This is a genomic window from Streptomyces sp. NBC_00012 (genome assembly GCF_045040875.1).
GTDB lineage: Bacteria > Actinomycetota > Actinomycetes > Streptomycetales > Streptomycetaceae > Streptomyces.
The window spans coordinates 6,389,030-6,402,750 of the sequence record NZ_CP108309.1 but is presented as its reverse complement, the minus strand read 5'-3'; the positions used below and the strand labels follow the sequence as shown (position 1 = coordinate 6,402,750).

Genomic DNA, 13,721 nt, shown 5'->3' with positions numbered 1-13,721 from the left:
TATGCGCAACCCAGTCGGCGGCCACATTCCGGTGGCCGGCGGCCTCGCCAAGGTCGGCCTCCCCTACGCCCGCGAGATGGGGGCGGAGGCCGTCCAGGTCTTCGTCGCCAACCCGCGCGGCTGGGCGACGCCCGTCGGCAACCCGGCCCAGGACGAGCGGTTCCGCGCCGAGTGCGCCGCCGCTTCCATCCCGGCGTACGTCCACGCCCCGTATCTGATCAACTTCGGGTCGCACACCGAGGCGACCGTGGAGAAGTCCGTGGAGTCGCTGCGCCACTCGCTGCGCCGGGCCCGCGAGATCGGCGCCCTGGGCGTCGTGGTGCACACCGGATCGGCGACCGGCGGCCGGCCGCGCGAGCAGGCCCTCGCGCAGGTACGCACCCGTATGCGGCCGCTCCTGGACGAGCTGACGCACGACGACGACCCGTATCTGCTGCTGGAGTCGACCGCCGGGCAGGGGTTCTCGCTCTGCTCGCGGACCTGGGACTTCGGACCGTACTTCGACGCGCTCGACGCCCACCCCAAGCTCGGCATCTGCCTCGACACCTGCCACATCTACGCGGCGGGCCACGACCTGACCGGCCCGGAGGGCATGCGGCAGACCCTGGACCTGCTGGTCGCGACGGTCGGCGAGGGCCGGCTGAAACTGATCCACGCCAATGACTCCAAGGACGTGGCGGGAGCCCACAAGGACCGGCACGAGAACATCGGTGCCGGGCACATCGGCGAGGAACCGTTCCGTGAGCTCTTCTCGCATCCGGCGACCGAGGGCGTACCGCTGATCATCGAGACGCCGGGCGGCAAGGAAGGCCACACGGCGGATGTGGCACGGCTGAAGGGGCTGCGCGACAGCTGATTCCCCATCGGGGAATACCCCGCGGGGGTATACGGTTCCTGCTGTCGGCAGGAACCGCTACTCGGCTTTGGGGGATCGCCATGCAGCACGACACACACCACGGCCGGCACAGCCACGACGGCCGGCGCAGCCAGCACGACCAGCACGCAGACCGGACGAGCCGTGTGGACGACGCGAGCCACACGGACCACGCGGACCATGTGGACCACTCCGACCGCATGAGCCACGCGGACCACTCCGCCCACACCGGCGGCGACACCCGCTCCGGGCACGCCGCGCACGCCGGCCATCAGCCCGGCAAGGTCGGCTGGGCCATGGCCGCACGGGCCACACTGCACTGCCTCACCGGCTGCGCCATCGGCGAGATCCTCGGCATGGTGATCGGCACGGCGCTCGGCTGGGGCAACGTGGCGACGATGGTGCTCGCGATCGTCCTGGCCTTCCTCTTGGGCTACACGCTGACCCTGCGCTCCATCCTGAAGGCGGGCGTCGACTTCGGTACCGCCCTGCGGGTCGCCTTCGCCGCCGACACCCTGTCCATCGCGGTGATGGAGCTGATCGACAACGGGGTGATCGCGCTGTGGCCGGGCGCCATGGACGCCACGCTCGCCGACACCCTGTTCTGGGGCGCGCTCGCGATCTCGCTCGCCGTCGCCTTCGTCGCCACCACACCGGTCAACAAGTGGATGATCGGCCGGGGCAAGGGACACGCGGTGGTGCACCAGTACCACCACTGAGGCACGGGTGAACGGGCCGGACCGGCCAGGGAGCCGCCAGTCAGAGCTCGGGGCCGTCCCCGGGCTCTTCCTGGTAGGAGTACCGCTGCTCGCTCCACGGGTCGCCGATGTTGTGGTAGCCGCGCTCCTCCCAGAAGCCGCGGCGGTCGGCCGTCATGTACTCGACGCCGCGGACCCACTTGGGCCCCTTCCAGGCGTAGAGATGCGGCACGACGAGGCGGAGCGGGAAACCGTGCTCGGCGGTGAGCAGTTCCCCGCCCTTGTGGGTGGCGAAAAGTGTTCGGTCCGAGGCGAAGTCGGAGAGCCTCAGGTTCGAGCTGAATCCGTACTCGGCCCAGACCATCACGTGGGTGACGTTCGGTGCGGGCGGCGCGAGTTCCAGGACCGTGCGGGCGAGGACCCCGCCCCATTCGGCGCCGATCATGCTGAATTTGGTGACGCAGTGCAGGTCGGCGACGACCGAGGCGAACGGCAGTACCGAGAATTCCTGGTGGTTCCAGCAGTGCTTCTCGCCGTCCGCGGTGGCCCCGAAGACCCGGAACTCCCAGCGGTCCGGCTTGAACTTGGGTACGGGCCCATAGTGGGTAACCGGCCAACCGCGCTGGAGTCGCTGGCCCGGCGGAAGCTCGGACTGCTCTGACGCGCGGTGTTCCCGGCTTTCCGGCTGACCCATGTCTCCATGGTGACAGACAGGCAGGGGTGGTCCTGACCAGGGCGGGGGCGATTCGGACAACTCACAGTAAGCCTGTACTTACTGGACGGCCATCGGGTGCGATGCGAAGATGCGGCCAACTTGCCAGTTCACCGGTTGGAAGGAGCCTCTGCGATGCAGGGCGACCCCGAGGTCCTCGAGTTCCTGAACGAGCAGCTGACCGCAGAATTGACTGCCATCAATCAGTACTTCCTGCACGCGAAGATGCAGGACAACTTCGGCTGGACGAAACTCGCGAAGTACACCCGCTCCGAGTCGTTCGACGAGATGAAGCACGCCGAGACCCTCACGGACCGCATCCTCTTCCTCGACGGACTGCCCAACTACCAGCGGCTGTTCCATGTACGGGTGGGCCAGACCGTCACCGAGATGTTCCAGGCGGACCGCCAGGTCGAGGTGGAGGCGATCGACCGCCTCAAGCGCGGTATCGAGCTGATGCGCGGCAAGGGAGACATCACGTCCGCGAACATCTTCGAGTCGATCCTGGCGGACGAGGAGCACCACATCGACTACCTCGACACCCAGCTGGAACTGGTCGAGAAGCTCGGTGAGCCGCTCTACATCGCCCAGCTGATCGAGCAGCCGGACAGCTGAGAACCGCGCCGGACCGGGTCGGGCCGACCGGGTCCGACCGGGTCCGACCGGGTCCGGTCGGGTCAGGCCGCGTCGGGAAACGGAATGCCCGGTGCGATACCCGGTTCACTGCCGGGGGCGATGCCCGGGCCGGCTCCGGATCCGGCGTCCATGGCGGATCCGTCGGCGGTGCCGGGCATCCGCTTCCGGCCGAGCAGTTCGCGGCGCGGGCAGGCACCGCGACCGAGCATCGCCTGGATCGCCCGCACACAACCGCCGCAGTCCGTGCCCGCCTTGCAGGCGGAGGCTATCTGCCTGGGCGTGCAGGCCCCGGCGTCCGCATGTTCCTTGACCTGCTTCTCCGTGATGCCGAAGCACGAGCAGACGTACACGCGGTTCACCTCCTGGCGGGATCGGTCGTTCACTGCCACCCCGTTTATCGGTGAGGCTAACCTAACCTTACCCGGCGCCCAGAGACGTTGAAAGCCTCCGGACGCCCTGTGGGGCACGGATCACATCGATCCGTGCCCCACAGTCGTACGTCCGCTGCCTGCGGTTATGCCTACTGGTCCCGGTACATCTCGGCGACCAGGAACGCCAGGTCGAGGGACTGGCTGCGGTTGAGCCGCGGGTCACAGGCCGTCTCGTAGCGCTGGTGCAGATCGTCCACGAGGATCTCGTGTCCGCCACCGACGCACTCGGTGACATCGTCACCGGTGAGCTCGACGTGGATGCCGCCCGGGTGCGTGCCGAGGCCCTTGTGCACCTCGAAGAAGCCCTTGACCTCGTCCAGGACGTCGTCGAAGCGACGGGTCTTGTGGCCGGAGGCGGCCTCGAAGGTGTTGCCGTGCATCGGGTCGGTCACCCACGCCACGGTGGCGCCGGAGGCGGTGACCTTCTCGACCAGGGCCGGAAGCTTGTCCCGGACCTTGTCGGCGCCCATGCGGACGATGAAGGTCAGCCGGCCGGGCTCGCGCTCGGGGTCGAGGCGGTCGATGTAGCCGAGCGCCTCGTCGACCGTGGTGGTCGGGCCGAGCTTGATGCCGATGGGGTTACGGATCCGCGCGGCGAACTCGATGTGCGCACCGTCCATCTGGCGGGTGCGCTCACCGATCCAGACCATGTGGCCGGAGGTGTCGTACAGCTCGCCGGTGCGCGAGTCGGTGCGGGTCAGCGCCGACTCGTAGTCCAGCAGCAGGCCCTCGTGCGAGGCGTAGAACTCGACCGCCTTGAACTCGGCCGGGTCCGTGCCGCACGCCTTCATGAAGTTCAGCGCGTTGTCGATCTCGCGGGCGAGCGCCTCGTAGCGCTGGCCGGACGGGGACGACTTCACGAAGTCCTGGTTCCAGGCGTGCACCTGGCGCAGGTCGGCATAACCACCGGTGGTGAAGGCGCGGACCAGGTTCAGCGTGGAAGCGGATGCGTGGTACATCTGCTTCAGCCGCTCGGGGTCCGGGACGCGCTCCTTCTCGGTGAAGGCGAAGCCGTTGACGGAGTCGCCGCGGTAGGTCGGCAGGGTGACGCCGTCGCGGGTCTCGGTCGGCTTGGAGCGCGGCTTGGAGTACTGCCCGGCGATCCGGCCCACCTTGACGACGGGCACGGAGGCCGCGTACGTCAGGACGGCACTCATCTGGAGCAGCGTCTTCAGCTTGGCCCGGATGTGGTCGGCCGACACGGCGTCGAAGGCCTCGGCGCAGTCGCCGCCCTGCAGCAGGAACGCCTCGCCCTTGGCGACGGCTCCCATGCGGGCGCGCAGCTGGTCGCACTCACCCGCGAACACGAGGGGCGGATACGACGCGAGGTCCGCGAGTACATCGCGCAGAGCCTCGGCATCGGGGTACTCGGGCTGCTGCGCCGCGGGAAGGTCTCGCCAGGTGTTGCCACCGGCGACGGAGGTATTGGCGTTCACGGTCACAGCCCCAACATTACGGGGTTCGGCGGTGGGTCCATCCATAAGCTCAATAGTTGAGACACGCGCTCGGACGAGACCGGCGTCCGCTAGGGTTCGGAACATGTTCGCGCAGACAAACCAGAACTGGTGGTGGACCGCTCATCCGGCGGCCCACTGACAATCGCGCGCAACAGACCACGCGAAGGCCGCCCGAGGGGCGGCCTTTCCGCGTTTTCGGGAGCCGTTCCTCCGTCCGGAAGGAACAAACCCCATGCCTCACCGCACCGATGTCGTCATCGACCGGCTCCTGAGTGACGACTGCCCGCCGTTCGCGCTGCTGCGCAGGCGCACCCCCGGCCGCGACCAGGACACCGTCGAGGTACTGATCGGCCGGGTGCGGGAAGCGGACCGGCTCGCCGATCTCCCTGTCGGTGAGCTGCCCTCGCTCGCCCTTGTGCCGTTCCGGCAGATCGCCGAGCGCGGCTTCGACGTGCGCGACGACGGGACTCCGCTGTCCGTGCTGGTCGCGGAGGAGTCGTACGAACTGCCGCTCGCCGAGGTGCTGGACCGGCTGCCGGTCCGGGAGGTGCGGGTCGAGGGCGGAGCCTTCGACGTCGGGGACGAGGAGTACGCCGGAATCGTGCGGCGGGTCATCGAGGACGAGATCGGGCAGGGCGAGGGCGCGAACTTCGTCATCCGCCGGACCTTCCGGGGTGAGATCCCCGGCTTCGGGCGGGCCGACGCGCTGGCCCTCTTCCGGCGGCTGCTGGCCGGTGAGCGCGGCGCGTACTGGACCTTCGTCGTGCACACGGGCGGCAGCGGGCCCGAAGGGCCCTCCTCCTCGGGGCGGCGGGCGACGGGCGGGCGGACGCTGGTCGGCGCCAGTCCCGAGGTCCATGTGCGGATGTCCGGCGGGACGGTCGTGATGAACCCGATCAGCGGGACGTACCGCTACCCCGCCGAGGGCCCGACCGCGAAGGGCCTGCTGGCCTTCCTCGCCGACCGCAAGGAGACCGAGGAGCTCTCCATGGTGGTCGACGAGGAGCTCAAGATGATGTGCACCGTCGGCGACATGGGCGGGGTGGTGGTCGGGCCGCGGCTCAAGGAGATGGCCCATCTCGCCCATACGGAGTACGAGTTGCGCGGGCGTTCCTCGCTGGACGTGCGGGAGGTGCTGAAGGAGACCATGTTCGCGGCCACGGTCACCGGCTCCCCCGTGCAGAACGCCTGCCGGGTCATCGAGCGGTACGAGCCCGGCGGGCGCGGCTACTACGCGGGGGCCCTGGCGCTGCTGCGGCAGGAGCCGGACGGGACGCAGACCCTGGACTCGCCGATCCTGATCCGTACCGCCGACATCTCGGCCGGCGGCGAGCTGCGGGTGCCGGTCGGGGCGACGCTCGTGCGTCACTCCGATCCGGACGGTGAGGTCGCCGAGACCCATGCGAAGGCCGCCGGGGTGCTCACCGCGCTCGGGGTGCGGCCCGGCCGGCCGCTGGACGAGGCGGCCGGGCCGCGGCTGGCGGGCGACCCGCGGGTGCGGGCGGCGCTGGATGCCCGGCGTGACGGTCTCGCGCCGTTCTGGCTGCGGATGCAGGAGCGTACCCACGAGCTCTCCGGCCGGGCGCTGGTGATCGACGGGGAGGACACCTTCACCGCGATGCTGGCGCATCTGCTGCGCTCCTCGGGTCTCGACGTGTCGGTGCACCGCTACGACGAGCCGGGGCTGCGCGAGCTGGTGCGGGCGCACACCGGTCCGGTCGTGCTGGGGCCCGGGCCGGGGAATCCGGGCGACACCACCGATCCGAAGATGCGGCTGATGCGCGGGCTCGCCGCCGAGCTGGTCCGTGATCACCGGCACGGCCTGCTGGGAGTCTGCCTCGGCCATGAACTGATCGCGGCGGAGCTGGGGCTGGAGATCGTCCGCAAGGCCGTGCCGTACCAGGGCGCGCAGACCCGGATCGAGCTGTTCGGGCGGCCGGAGACGGTCGGGTTCTACAACAGCTTCACCGCGCGCTGCGAGGGGCCGGTGGCCGACGAACTCGCGGCGCACGGTGTCGAGGCGAGCGTGGACGCGGCGACCGGCGAGCTGCACGCACTGCGCGGGCCGGGCTTCGCCTCGGTGCAGTTCCACCCGGAGTCGGTGCTGACGCTGCGCGGTGCGGCGATCGTGGCGGAGCTGCTGGCGGGGCTGCCGGTGGCCGGCTGAGACCGACCGGCAATCGGGGGGTGGGAGAAGGAGCGGGGTTGGTTGGGTGCGTGCGGCTGCAAGGCGGAGGATTGAGGCAACGCGGAGCGTTGTTGATTGACGACAACGCGGCAGATGCGCGTGCCCGACCCCGCGACGCCGCCCCCCGATTGCCGGTCGGTCTGAAGGAGGGGCGGACGGGACCCCGGGGCGGCCGGGGTCTCAGCTCGCCGGGAGCGCCGGGACGAGGACGTTGTCGCTGCGGCGGCCGGCCAGGTAGTCGGCGACGTTCTGAACGGTGGCGTCGATGATCTGGCCCACCGCGTCCTCGGTGTAGTACGCCTGGTGCGAGGTGACGATGACGTTCGGGAAGGTGACGAGCCGGGCCAGGGTGTCGTCGTCGATGCCCTCCAGCGACTTGTCGAGGAAGAAGAGCCCGGCCTCCGCCTCGTACACGTCGAGTCCGACGCCCAGGAAGCGGCCCGCGCGCAACTCGGTGACCAGTGCCGTGGTGTCGATGAGTCCGCCGCGGCTGGAGTTGATCAGGATCGCGTCGTCCTTCATCCGGGCCAGGGCGTCCGCGCCGATGATGTGGTGGGTCGCCGGCAGCAGTGGGACATGCAGGCTGATCAGGTCGGACTCGGCGAGCAGCTGTTCCTTCTCCACGTACTTCATGCCGAGGGCGACGCAGGCGGGGTTCTCCGCGACGTCCCAGCCGAGCAGTTCCATGCCGAATCCGTGGGCGATCCGGGTGAAGGCCTCGCCGATCTTGCCGGTGCCGATCACGCCCGCGGTGCGGCCGCGCATGTCCCGGCCGAGGAGCCCGTCGAGCCGGAAGTCGAAGTCGCGGGTGCGGCTCGCGGCCCGGATGATCCGGCGATTGACGGCCATCGCGAGGGTCCAGGCGAATTCGGCGACCGAGTACGGCGAGTAGGAGGAGACCCGCGCGACCCGCAGGGCGAGGCGTTCGGCGACGTCCAGGTCGATGTTGTTGAAGCCGGTGGAGCGCTGGGCGATCATCTGGGTGCCCCCGGCCGCGAGGGTCTGCAGGACACCGGCGCCCAGGTCGGCGTTGACGCTGGTGCAAATGATCTCGTAGCCCGCCGCGATGGGGGCGGTGTCCTTGTTCAGGAAGACGTCCAGGCAGCGGACCTCGTGCTGTCCGGCGAATGCCTTCTCGATCAGCGGTTTCTCGTCGGACTGCACACCGAAGGCCAGGATTTCCACGACTTCTCCCGTTCATCGCGCGGATCGGCAGGTCCGGGATCGGCAGACCAGGGGCATGGGCCGGTCATCGCGAATATACGGCCCGTGCCCCTGCCCCGCCGCCCGGCCGGGGCCGCCGGCTCAGACGTCGTCGAGACCGCGCTCGATCGCGTACCGCACCAGCTCCACCCGGTTGTGCAGCTGGAGCTTGCCCAGGGTGTTCTGCACGTGGTTCTGCACGGTGCGGTGCGAGATGACCAGCCGCTCGGCGATCTGCTTGTACGAGAGGCCCTTGGCGACCAGCCGCAGCACCTCGGTCTCGCGCTCGGTGAGCTGCGGGGCCTTGGGCTCGTCGGAGGCGACGGGCGCGGGGTCGGAGGCGAGCCTGCGGTACTCGCCGAGGACCAGTCCGGCCAGGCCCGGTGTGAAGACGGGGTCGCCGACGGCGGTGGACCGCACGGCCTCGGTCAGCTCCTGCGTACTGGCCGACTTGAGCAGATAGCCGGTGGCGCCGGACTTGACCGCCTCCAGTACGTCGGCGTGCTCACCGCTCGCGGAGAGCACCAGCACCCGCAGCCCGGGGTGGGAGCCGACGAGCTCCTTGCAGACCTGGACGCCGGGCATGCCGGGCAGATTGAGGTCGAGCACCAGGACGTCGGGGGTGACGGCCTTTGCCCTGCGGACGGCCTGCGGTCCGTCACCCGCCGTCGCCACCACGTCGAAGCCCGACTCGGAAAGGTCGCGGGCGACGGCGTCGCGCCACATCGGGTGGTCGTCGACCACCATCACCCTGATGGCCCGCTCCCCGGCTGCCTGGGTGTTCTCCGTGCTCATCTCGCTGATCCTGCCTTCCCCCGTGAAACCTTCGGAACCTTCAACTCGACCTCGGTGCCCTGGCCGGGCACCGAGATCAACTCGGCCGTGCCGCCCAGGTCGCGCAGCCTCCCCCGGATCGACAGGGCCACCCCCATCCGCCCCTCCCCCTCGGCCTGGGCGAGCCGCCCCTCCGGGATTCCGGGGCCGTCGTCCCGGACCGTCACGATCACCTCGTCCGGCCAGTCCTCGACGAGGATCCACGCCTGGGCATTCTCCCCCGCGTGGACCCTGACATTGTTCAGGGCGGCACTGACAGCGGCGGCCAGCTCCATCGCGGCCGCGGGGGCGAGCAGCACCGGAGCTCCCGGCTCAGCGAAGCTGACCCTGGAGCCGGCGTGCGGGGCGAGCAGGGAACGCAGATCGCAGTCGGCCAGGCCGGACGGTTCGTCGTCGACCTCGACGCTGCGGACCACGGCACCCTCGGCGGCGTCCTCGGAGACCCGGGTGGTGGGCACCAGACCGCTGGAGACCAGGGTGCGCAGGGCGACCTCCTGTTCCCCGGCCATCCGGCCCAGTTCGGCCGCCTCCCCGCCGAGCGCGGTGCCGCGGCGCTGCACCATCGCGAGGACCTGGAGCACGCTGTCGTGGATGTCCCGGGCCAGCCGTTCCCGCTCGCGGGTGGCGGCCTCGATCTCCAGGGCGCGGGCGAGGGTGCGCTCACTGGCCCTGGCGACCTCGACGACGTACCCGATGGCGATGGAGGCGACCCAGACCAGCAGCACGTTGTGGAAGGTGTCCCGGCTGGGATTGCCGCGCTCGACGATGTTGGCGACGGCGACGAAGCTGGAGGCGAAGGCCGCCAGGCGCCAGCCGCCCTTGATCGCGAAGGCCAGTACGGAGCCCGCGGTCCAGATGGACGGCAGCGTCGGGCCGTCGACCTGCTGGGCCTCGAAGTCGGCGAGCGGGGTGAGGAGTATGCCGGTGAGCGCGATGGTCAGATCGGCGCCGAGGAAGCGTTTGGTGCAGGCGGTGGCGCCCGCGACCTTCGGGAGGGTGGCGAGCGTCCAGACCACCATCACCGCCAGGAAGGCGACGGCCACCCACGGCCGGTCGTACTTCTCCCGGCCGAAGACGGCGAGCAGTACCGCGTACACCATCGTGAGAACGCGGTACGCCGTCAGCGCCCGCCACAGCGGCTGCTCGACCGACATCCGTACGACCCGCTCGCGCCTGGCCACTTCCCCCACCCCCTGGACGGAACGGGCGCGTTCACGCGCCGTACCGCTCCGTCACGCCTGCGTTCCGGACCCGGTGTCCTTGTGCTTCTCCGCCTCGGCGCGGCGCTTCGCCTCGTCCGCGATCTGCCGCTTGGCCGCCGTCGCGTAGATGTCGACGTACTCCTGGCCGGAGAGCCTCATGATCTCGTACATCACCTCGTCGGTGACCGAGCGCAGGATGAAGCGGTCCCCGTCCATGCCGTGGTAGCGGCTGAAGTCGAGCGGCTTGCCGATCCTGATCCCCGGGCGCATCAGCTTGGGCATCACCTGGCCGGGCGGCTGGATCTTCTCCGTGTCGATCATCGCGACGGGGATGACGGGCGCCCCGGTGGCCAGCGCCACCCTGGCCAGCCCGCCGGGCTTGCCCCGGTAGAGACGGCCGTCGGGCGAGCGGGTGCCCTCCGGGTAGATGCCGAAGAGGCCGCCGCTCTCGATGACCTCGATGCCCGCCTTGATCGCCGCCTCACCGGCACCGCGGGCGCCCGAGCGGTCCACCGGGAGCTGGCCGACGCCCTTGAAGAAGGCGGCGGTCAACTTGCCCTTCACGCCGGGCGCGGTGAAGTACTCGGACTTGGCGATGAAGGTGACCTTGCGGTCCAGGACGGCCGGCAGGAAGAAGGAGTCGGAGAACGACAGGTGGTTGCTCGCGAGGATCGCCGGTCCCTGCGCGGGAATGTTCTCCAGGCCCTCCACCCATGGCCTGAAGGCGAGCTTCAGCGAGCCGCCGATGGAGAACTTCATTGCGCCGTAGATCAACTCGAGTGCCTCCTGTGTGCTGTCCGAGAGACCTTAACCCGTGGGCCGCCCGCTCTCCCGCCCGGCACGGAGCCGCTGCGGCGGCCGGAGCCGGTGACGACCCTGGTCGGTGTCAGTCCGGTCGCGTACGGTGAAGTAATCCTCTGTACTCCCCTCTTTCGCTCCCCCGCGAGCCTCACGAACAGGAGACCCCGGTGCCGGTCCTTCCCGGAGCCGAGCCGTTCCGCCACGAGGGCGGAGAGGTCGGCGTCCTCCTCTGCCACGGATTTACCGGTTCCCCGCAGTCGTTGCGCCCCTGGGCCGACCATCTGGCTGAGCGCGGGCTCACCGTCTCGCTGCCCCTGCTGCCGGGGCACGGCACCCGCTGGGAGGACATGCAGCTCACCGGCTGGCAGGACTGGTACGCGGAGGTGGACCGGGAGCTGCGCGCCCTGCTGGAGCGGTGCAGCCAGGTCTTCGTCTTCGGGCTGTCCATGGGCGGTGCGCTGACGCTGCGGCTGGCGGCGAAGCACGGGGACGCGATCAGCGGTCTGGTGCTGGTCAACCCGGCCAACAAGGTGCACGGCCTGTCGGCGTACGCGCTGCCGGTCGCCCGCCATCTCGTGCGGACGACGAAGGGTCTGGCGAGCGACATCGCCCTGGCGGGCTCCGACGAGGTGGGGTACGACCGGGTACCGCTGCACGCGGCGCATTCGCTGCGGAAGTTCTTCCGCCTGGTCGACGCCGAGCTGCCGCAGGTCACCCAGCCGATCGTGCTGCTGCACAGCCCGCAGGACCATGTGGTGCCGCCCGCCGACTCGGCCCGCATCCTCAGCCGGGTGTCGTCGACGGACGTCGAGGAGATCCTGCTGGAACAGAGCTACCACGTGGCGACGTTGGATCACGATGCGGAGCGGATCTTCGACGAGAGCTACCGGTTCATCGGCCGCCTCGCCCCGAGCGTCGGAAAGAAGGGGAGCACGTCAGGTGGCTGAGCACGACGCGGAGCGCGCGGGCAGCGAGGAGGGGCGCGAGCCCCTTCCCGCGGAGGGAGCGGCCGTGCCCGACGACGGCACGGGCCCGCAGGACGCCGCCGCCCAGCAGGCGGCACCGGGTGCCGACGGCGGCCGGTCCGAACCGCCGGTCGACGAGGACGCGGCGTGGCAGGCGATCGTCGCGGGGTACGGCGAGGAGCCGCCGGACCCGCCGGGCGCCAGGCCGTTCAGGTCGATCGAGGATCTCGCGCTGCCGGAGGACGACGACGACCGGCCGGGCGTGCTGGATCCGGACAAGGGGCTCGGCAAGAAGTCCGTGAAGCCGCCGGAGAAGCCGCTCGGCAGCTCCGTCGTGTTCGCCCCCGGGGTGGTGGGCCCGCGCGACTACGAGGTCGAGGAGCCCAAGGACGACGACCTCGACGGCAGCGACGAGGGGCACTTCGTCCCCCCGGAGCCGCCGCCGCTGCCGGAGGCCGATGTCACAGCGAAGTTCGCCTGGCTCGCGGTCGTCGGCGGTCCGGTGCTGATGCTGGTCGCGGTGCTGCTGCGGTGGGACATGACCTGGTGGCTGACGACGGTCTGCGTCGGCGGTTTCCTGGGCGGTTTCGTCACGCTGGTGGCGCGGATGAACGATGACGACGAGGACGGCGACGACCCCGGGCGCGGGGCAGTGGTCTGAGCCGGGACGGTTCCGGGTCGGGCGGTTCCGAATCGGGGCGGTGGTCTGAGCCGGGGGCAGTTCCGGGCCGGGGCGGCGGTTCCGGTCCGGGGTGGTTCCGGGCCGGGGCTGCGTTCCGCAGTGGCTCAGGGCAGGATCGCGGGCACCCGTAGCGCCGCCAGCACCGGCAGATGGTCGCTGGCCGCCCGCAGGTCGGCTTCGGTGACCCCGGGCAGCCCGGCGGGGACACCGCAGCCGAGCACCTCGATCCCCTCCGTCGCGAAGACCGCGTCGATGCGCCGTCGCGGGTGGTCCGGCGAGTAGGTGTGCTCCTCGCCCCACGGCCGGACCGCCCAGCAGTCCTGCAGCCGCCCGGCCAGCCGCCGGAACGCGCTCCCGGTCGGTACGTCGTTGAGGTCGCCGGCCGCGATGGCGTGCTCGACGCCCATCTCGTCCAGCCGGTCCAGCAACATCTCGGCCTGGGCCAGGCGTTCGTCCCGTTGCAGGCTCAGATGGAAGCTCAGCAGACCGATCCGGGTGCCCGCGATCCGTACCACCGACGTGGCGAAGCCCCTGCGGTGCAGACCGGGGGTGAGCGGCAGCAGCACGTCCTGCGTCCGCTCCACGGTGGCCCGCAGCGAGCAGAGCAGCAGAGGCCCGGCCGCCGTGGCGCCGCCACCGAGCACGACCAGGTCGGTGCGGGCCGCGAGCCAGGCGGCGCGCTTGCGCCAGCGGAAGAACCGCGGTGCTTCCTGGATGAGGACGAGGTCGGGGGCGCAGGCGGTGATGACGCGGGCCAGTGCCTCGCAGTCGTCGCGCATCGACCGGATGTTGTAGCTGAGCACTCGGATGACCGCCGAACCATCCGGCTCGGTACGGGAGTCGGGCAGTGGCGTCAGAACCATGCGCCTCACGATACGACGGACGCCCGCCGCTGCCACGGGGGCGTGGCCGGGAAGTCCAGCCGTACGCCCGCGGGGCGTGGCTCGCGGCGTCCGGTGCGTGCGATCGCAAGGCGGAGGATCGCCCTCGTACTGGATGTACGAGGGCGACTCCGACAACGCCGCGAGCGTGCCAGAT

15 protein-coding genes are annotated in these 13,721 nt (G+C 70.5%); 7 read left to right on the top strand and 8 right to left on the bottom strand.

The window, feature by feature from the left end:
• Position 1: 1 nt before the first annotated feature.
• Both OHA19_RS29340 and OHA19_RS29335 read left to right on the top strand, forming a co-directional pair.
• Positions 2-856 (top strand): deoxyribonuclease IV, encoded by an 855-nt coding sequence (locus OHA19_RS29340; RefSeq protein WP_405752199.1) that lies wholly within the window; start codon positions 2-4, stop codon positions 854-856.
• A 218-nt stretch (positions 857-1,074) separates the two neighbouring features.
• Complete coding sequence (locus OHA19_RS29335; RefSeq protein ID WP_405721364.1) at positions 1,075-1,593, top strand: DUF4396 domain-containing protein; 519 nt, start codon at positions 1,075-1,077, stop codon at positions 1,591-1,593.
• Positions 1,594-1,633: 40 nt separating this feature from the next.
• Here OHA19_RS29335 and OHA19_RS29330 read toward each other — a convergent pair whose 3' ends face one another.
• Complete coding sequence (locus OHA19_RS29330; RefSeq protein ID WP_329815408.1) at positions 1,634-2,266, bottom strand: sulfite oxidase-like oxidoreductase; 633 nt, start codon at positions 2,264-2,266, stop codon at positions 1,634-1,636.
• Between the two features lie 153 nt (positions 2,267-2,419).
• Here OHA19_RS29330 and bfr point away from each other — a divergent pair, with 153 nt between their 5' ends.
• Positions 2,420-2,899, top strand: a complete 480-nt coding sequence (bfr, locus tag OHA19_RS29325) for a bacterioferritin (protein WP_405711847.1) — start codon at positions 2,420-2,422, stop codon at positions 2,897-2,899.
• A 62-nt stretch (positions 2,900-2,961) separates the two neighbouring features.
• Here the strand turns inward: bfr and OHA19_RS29320 are convergent, their stop codons facing one another.
• Positions 2,962-3,270 carry a bacterioferritin-associated ferredoxin gene (locus OHA19_RS29320; protein WP_405721366.1) on the bottom strand — a complete coding sequence of 103 codons (309 nt, stop codon included), beginning with the start codon at positions 3,268-3,270 and terminating at the stop codon, positions 2,962-2,964.
• Between the two features lie 170 nt (positions 3,271-3,440).
• On the bottom strand, positions 3,441-4,787 hold the full coding sequence (locus OHA19_RS29315) for a class II 3-deoxy-7-phosphoheptulonate synthase (RefSeq protein ID WP_405721369.1): 1,347 nt from the start codon (positions 4,785-4,787) through the stop codon (positions 3,441-3,443).
• 103 nt (positions 4,788-4,890) lie between these two features.
• On the opposite strand from OHA19_RS29315, the gene OHA19_RS29310 reads away from it, so the two are divergent.
• Positions 4,891-4,947: a trp operon leader peptide gene (locus tag OHA19_RS29310; RefSeq protein ID WP_107408160.1), complete on the top strand. Its 57-nt coding sequence runs from the start codon at positions 4,891-4,893 to the stop codon at positions 4,945-4,947.
• A 93-nt stretch (positions 4,948-5,040) separates the two neighbouring features.
• Positions 5,041-6,975 (top strand): anthranilate synthase family protein, encoded by a 1,935-nt coding sequence (locus OHA19_RS29305; RefSeq protein WP_405711848.1) that lies wholly within the window; start codon positions 5,041-5,043, stop codon positions 6,973-6,975.
• Between the two features lie 201 nt (positions 6,976-7,176).
• Here OHA19_RS29305 and OHA19_RS29300 read toward each other — a convergent pair whose 3' ends face one another.
• The 4 genes from OHA19_RS29300 to OHA19_RS29285 form a co-directional block, all read right to left on the bottom strand.
• Positions 7,177-8,181 (bottom strand): 2-hydroxyacid dehydrogenase, encoded by a 1,005-nt coding sequence (locus tag OHA19_RS29300; protein ID WP_405711850.1) that lies wholly within the window; start codon positions 8,179-8,181, stop codon positions 7,177-7,179.
• 120 nt (positions 8,182-8,301) lie between these two features.
• Positions 8,302-8,994, bottom strand: coding sequence for a response regulator (locus tag OHA19_RS29295; RefSeq protein ID WP_405711851.1), 693 nt, complete (start codon positions 8,992-8,994; stop codon positions 8,302-8,304).
• Complete coding sequence (gene macS / locus OHA19_RS29290) at positions 8,991-10,214, bottom strand: MacS family sensor histidine kinase (protein WP_405711852.1); 1,224 nt, start codon at positions 10,212-10,214, stop codon at positions 8,991-8,993. The genes OHA19_RS29295 and macS overlap by 4 nt, the downstream gene beginning before the upstream one ends.
• A 51-nt stretch (positions 10,215-10,265) precedes the next feature.
• Positions 10,266-10,994: a lysophospholipid acyltransferase family protein gene (locus OHA19_RS29285; RefSeq protein ID WP_405721373.1), complete on the bottom strand. Its 729-nt coding sequence runs from the start codon at positions 10,992-10,994 to the stop codon at positions 10,266-10,268.
• Positions 10,995-11,203: 209 nt separating this feature from the next.
• Here OHA19_RS29285 and OHA19_RS29280 point away from each other — a divergent pair, with 209 nt between their 5' ends.
• Entirely contained in the window at positions 11,204-11,983 is a 780-nt protein-coding gene (locus OHA19_RS29280; protein ID WP_326765126.1) for an alpha/beta fold hydrolase, read from the top strand.
• Positions 11,976-12,662 carry a hypothetical protein gene (locus OHA19_RS29275; RefSeq protein ID WP_405711853.1) on the top strand — a complete coding sequence of 229 codons (687 nt, stop codon included), beginning with the start codon at positions 11,976-11,978 and terminating at the stop codon, positions 12,660-12,662. Before OHA19_RS29280 ends, OHA19_RS29275 begins: the two co-directional genes overlap by 8 nt.
• Before the next feature lie 125 nt (positions 12,663-12,787).
• Here OHA19_RS29275 and OHA19_RS29270 read toward each other — a convergent pair whose 3' ends face one another.
• On the bottom strand, positions 12,788-13,546 hold the full coding sequence (locus OHA19_RS29270) for an endonuclease/exonuclease/phosphatase family protein (protein ID WP_405711854.1): 759 nt from the start codon (positions 13,544-13,546) through the stop codon (positions 12,788-12,790).
• Positions 13,547-13,721: the final 175 nt, after the last annotated feature.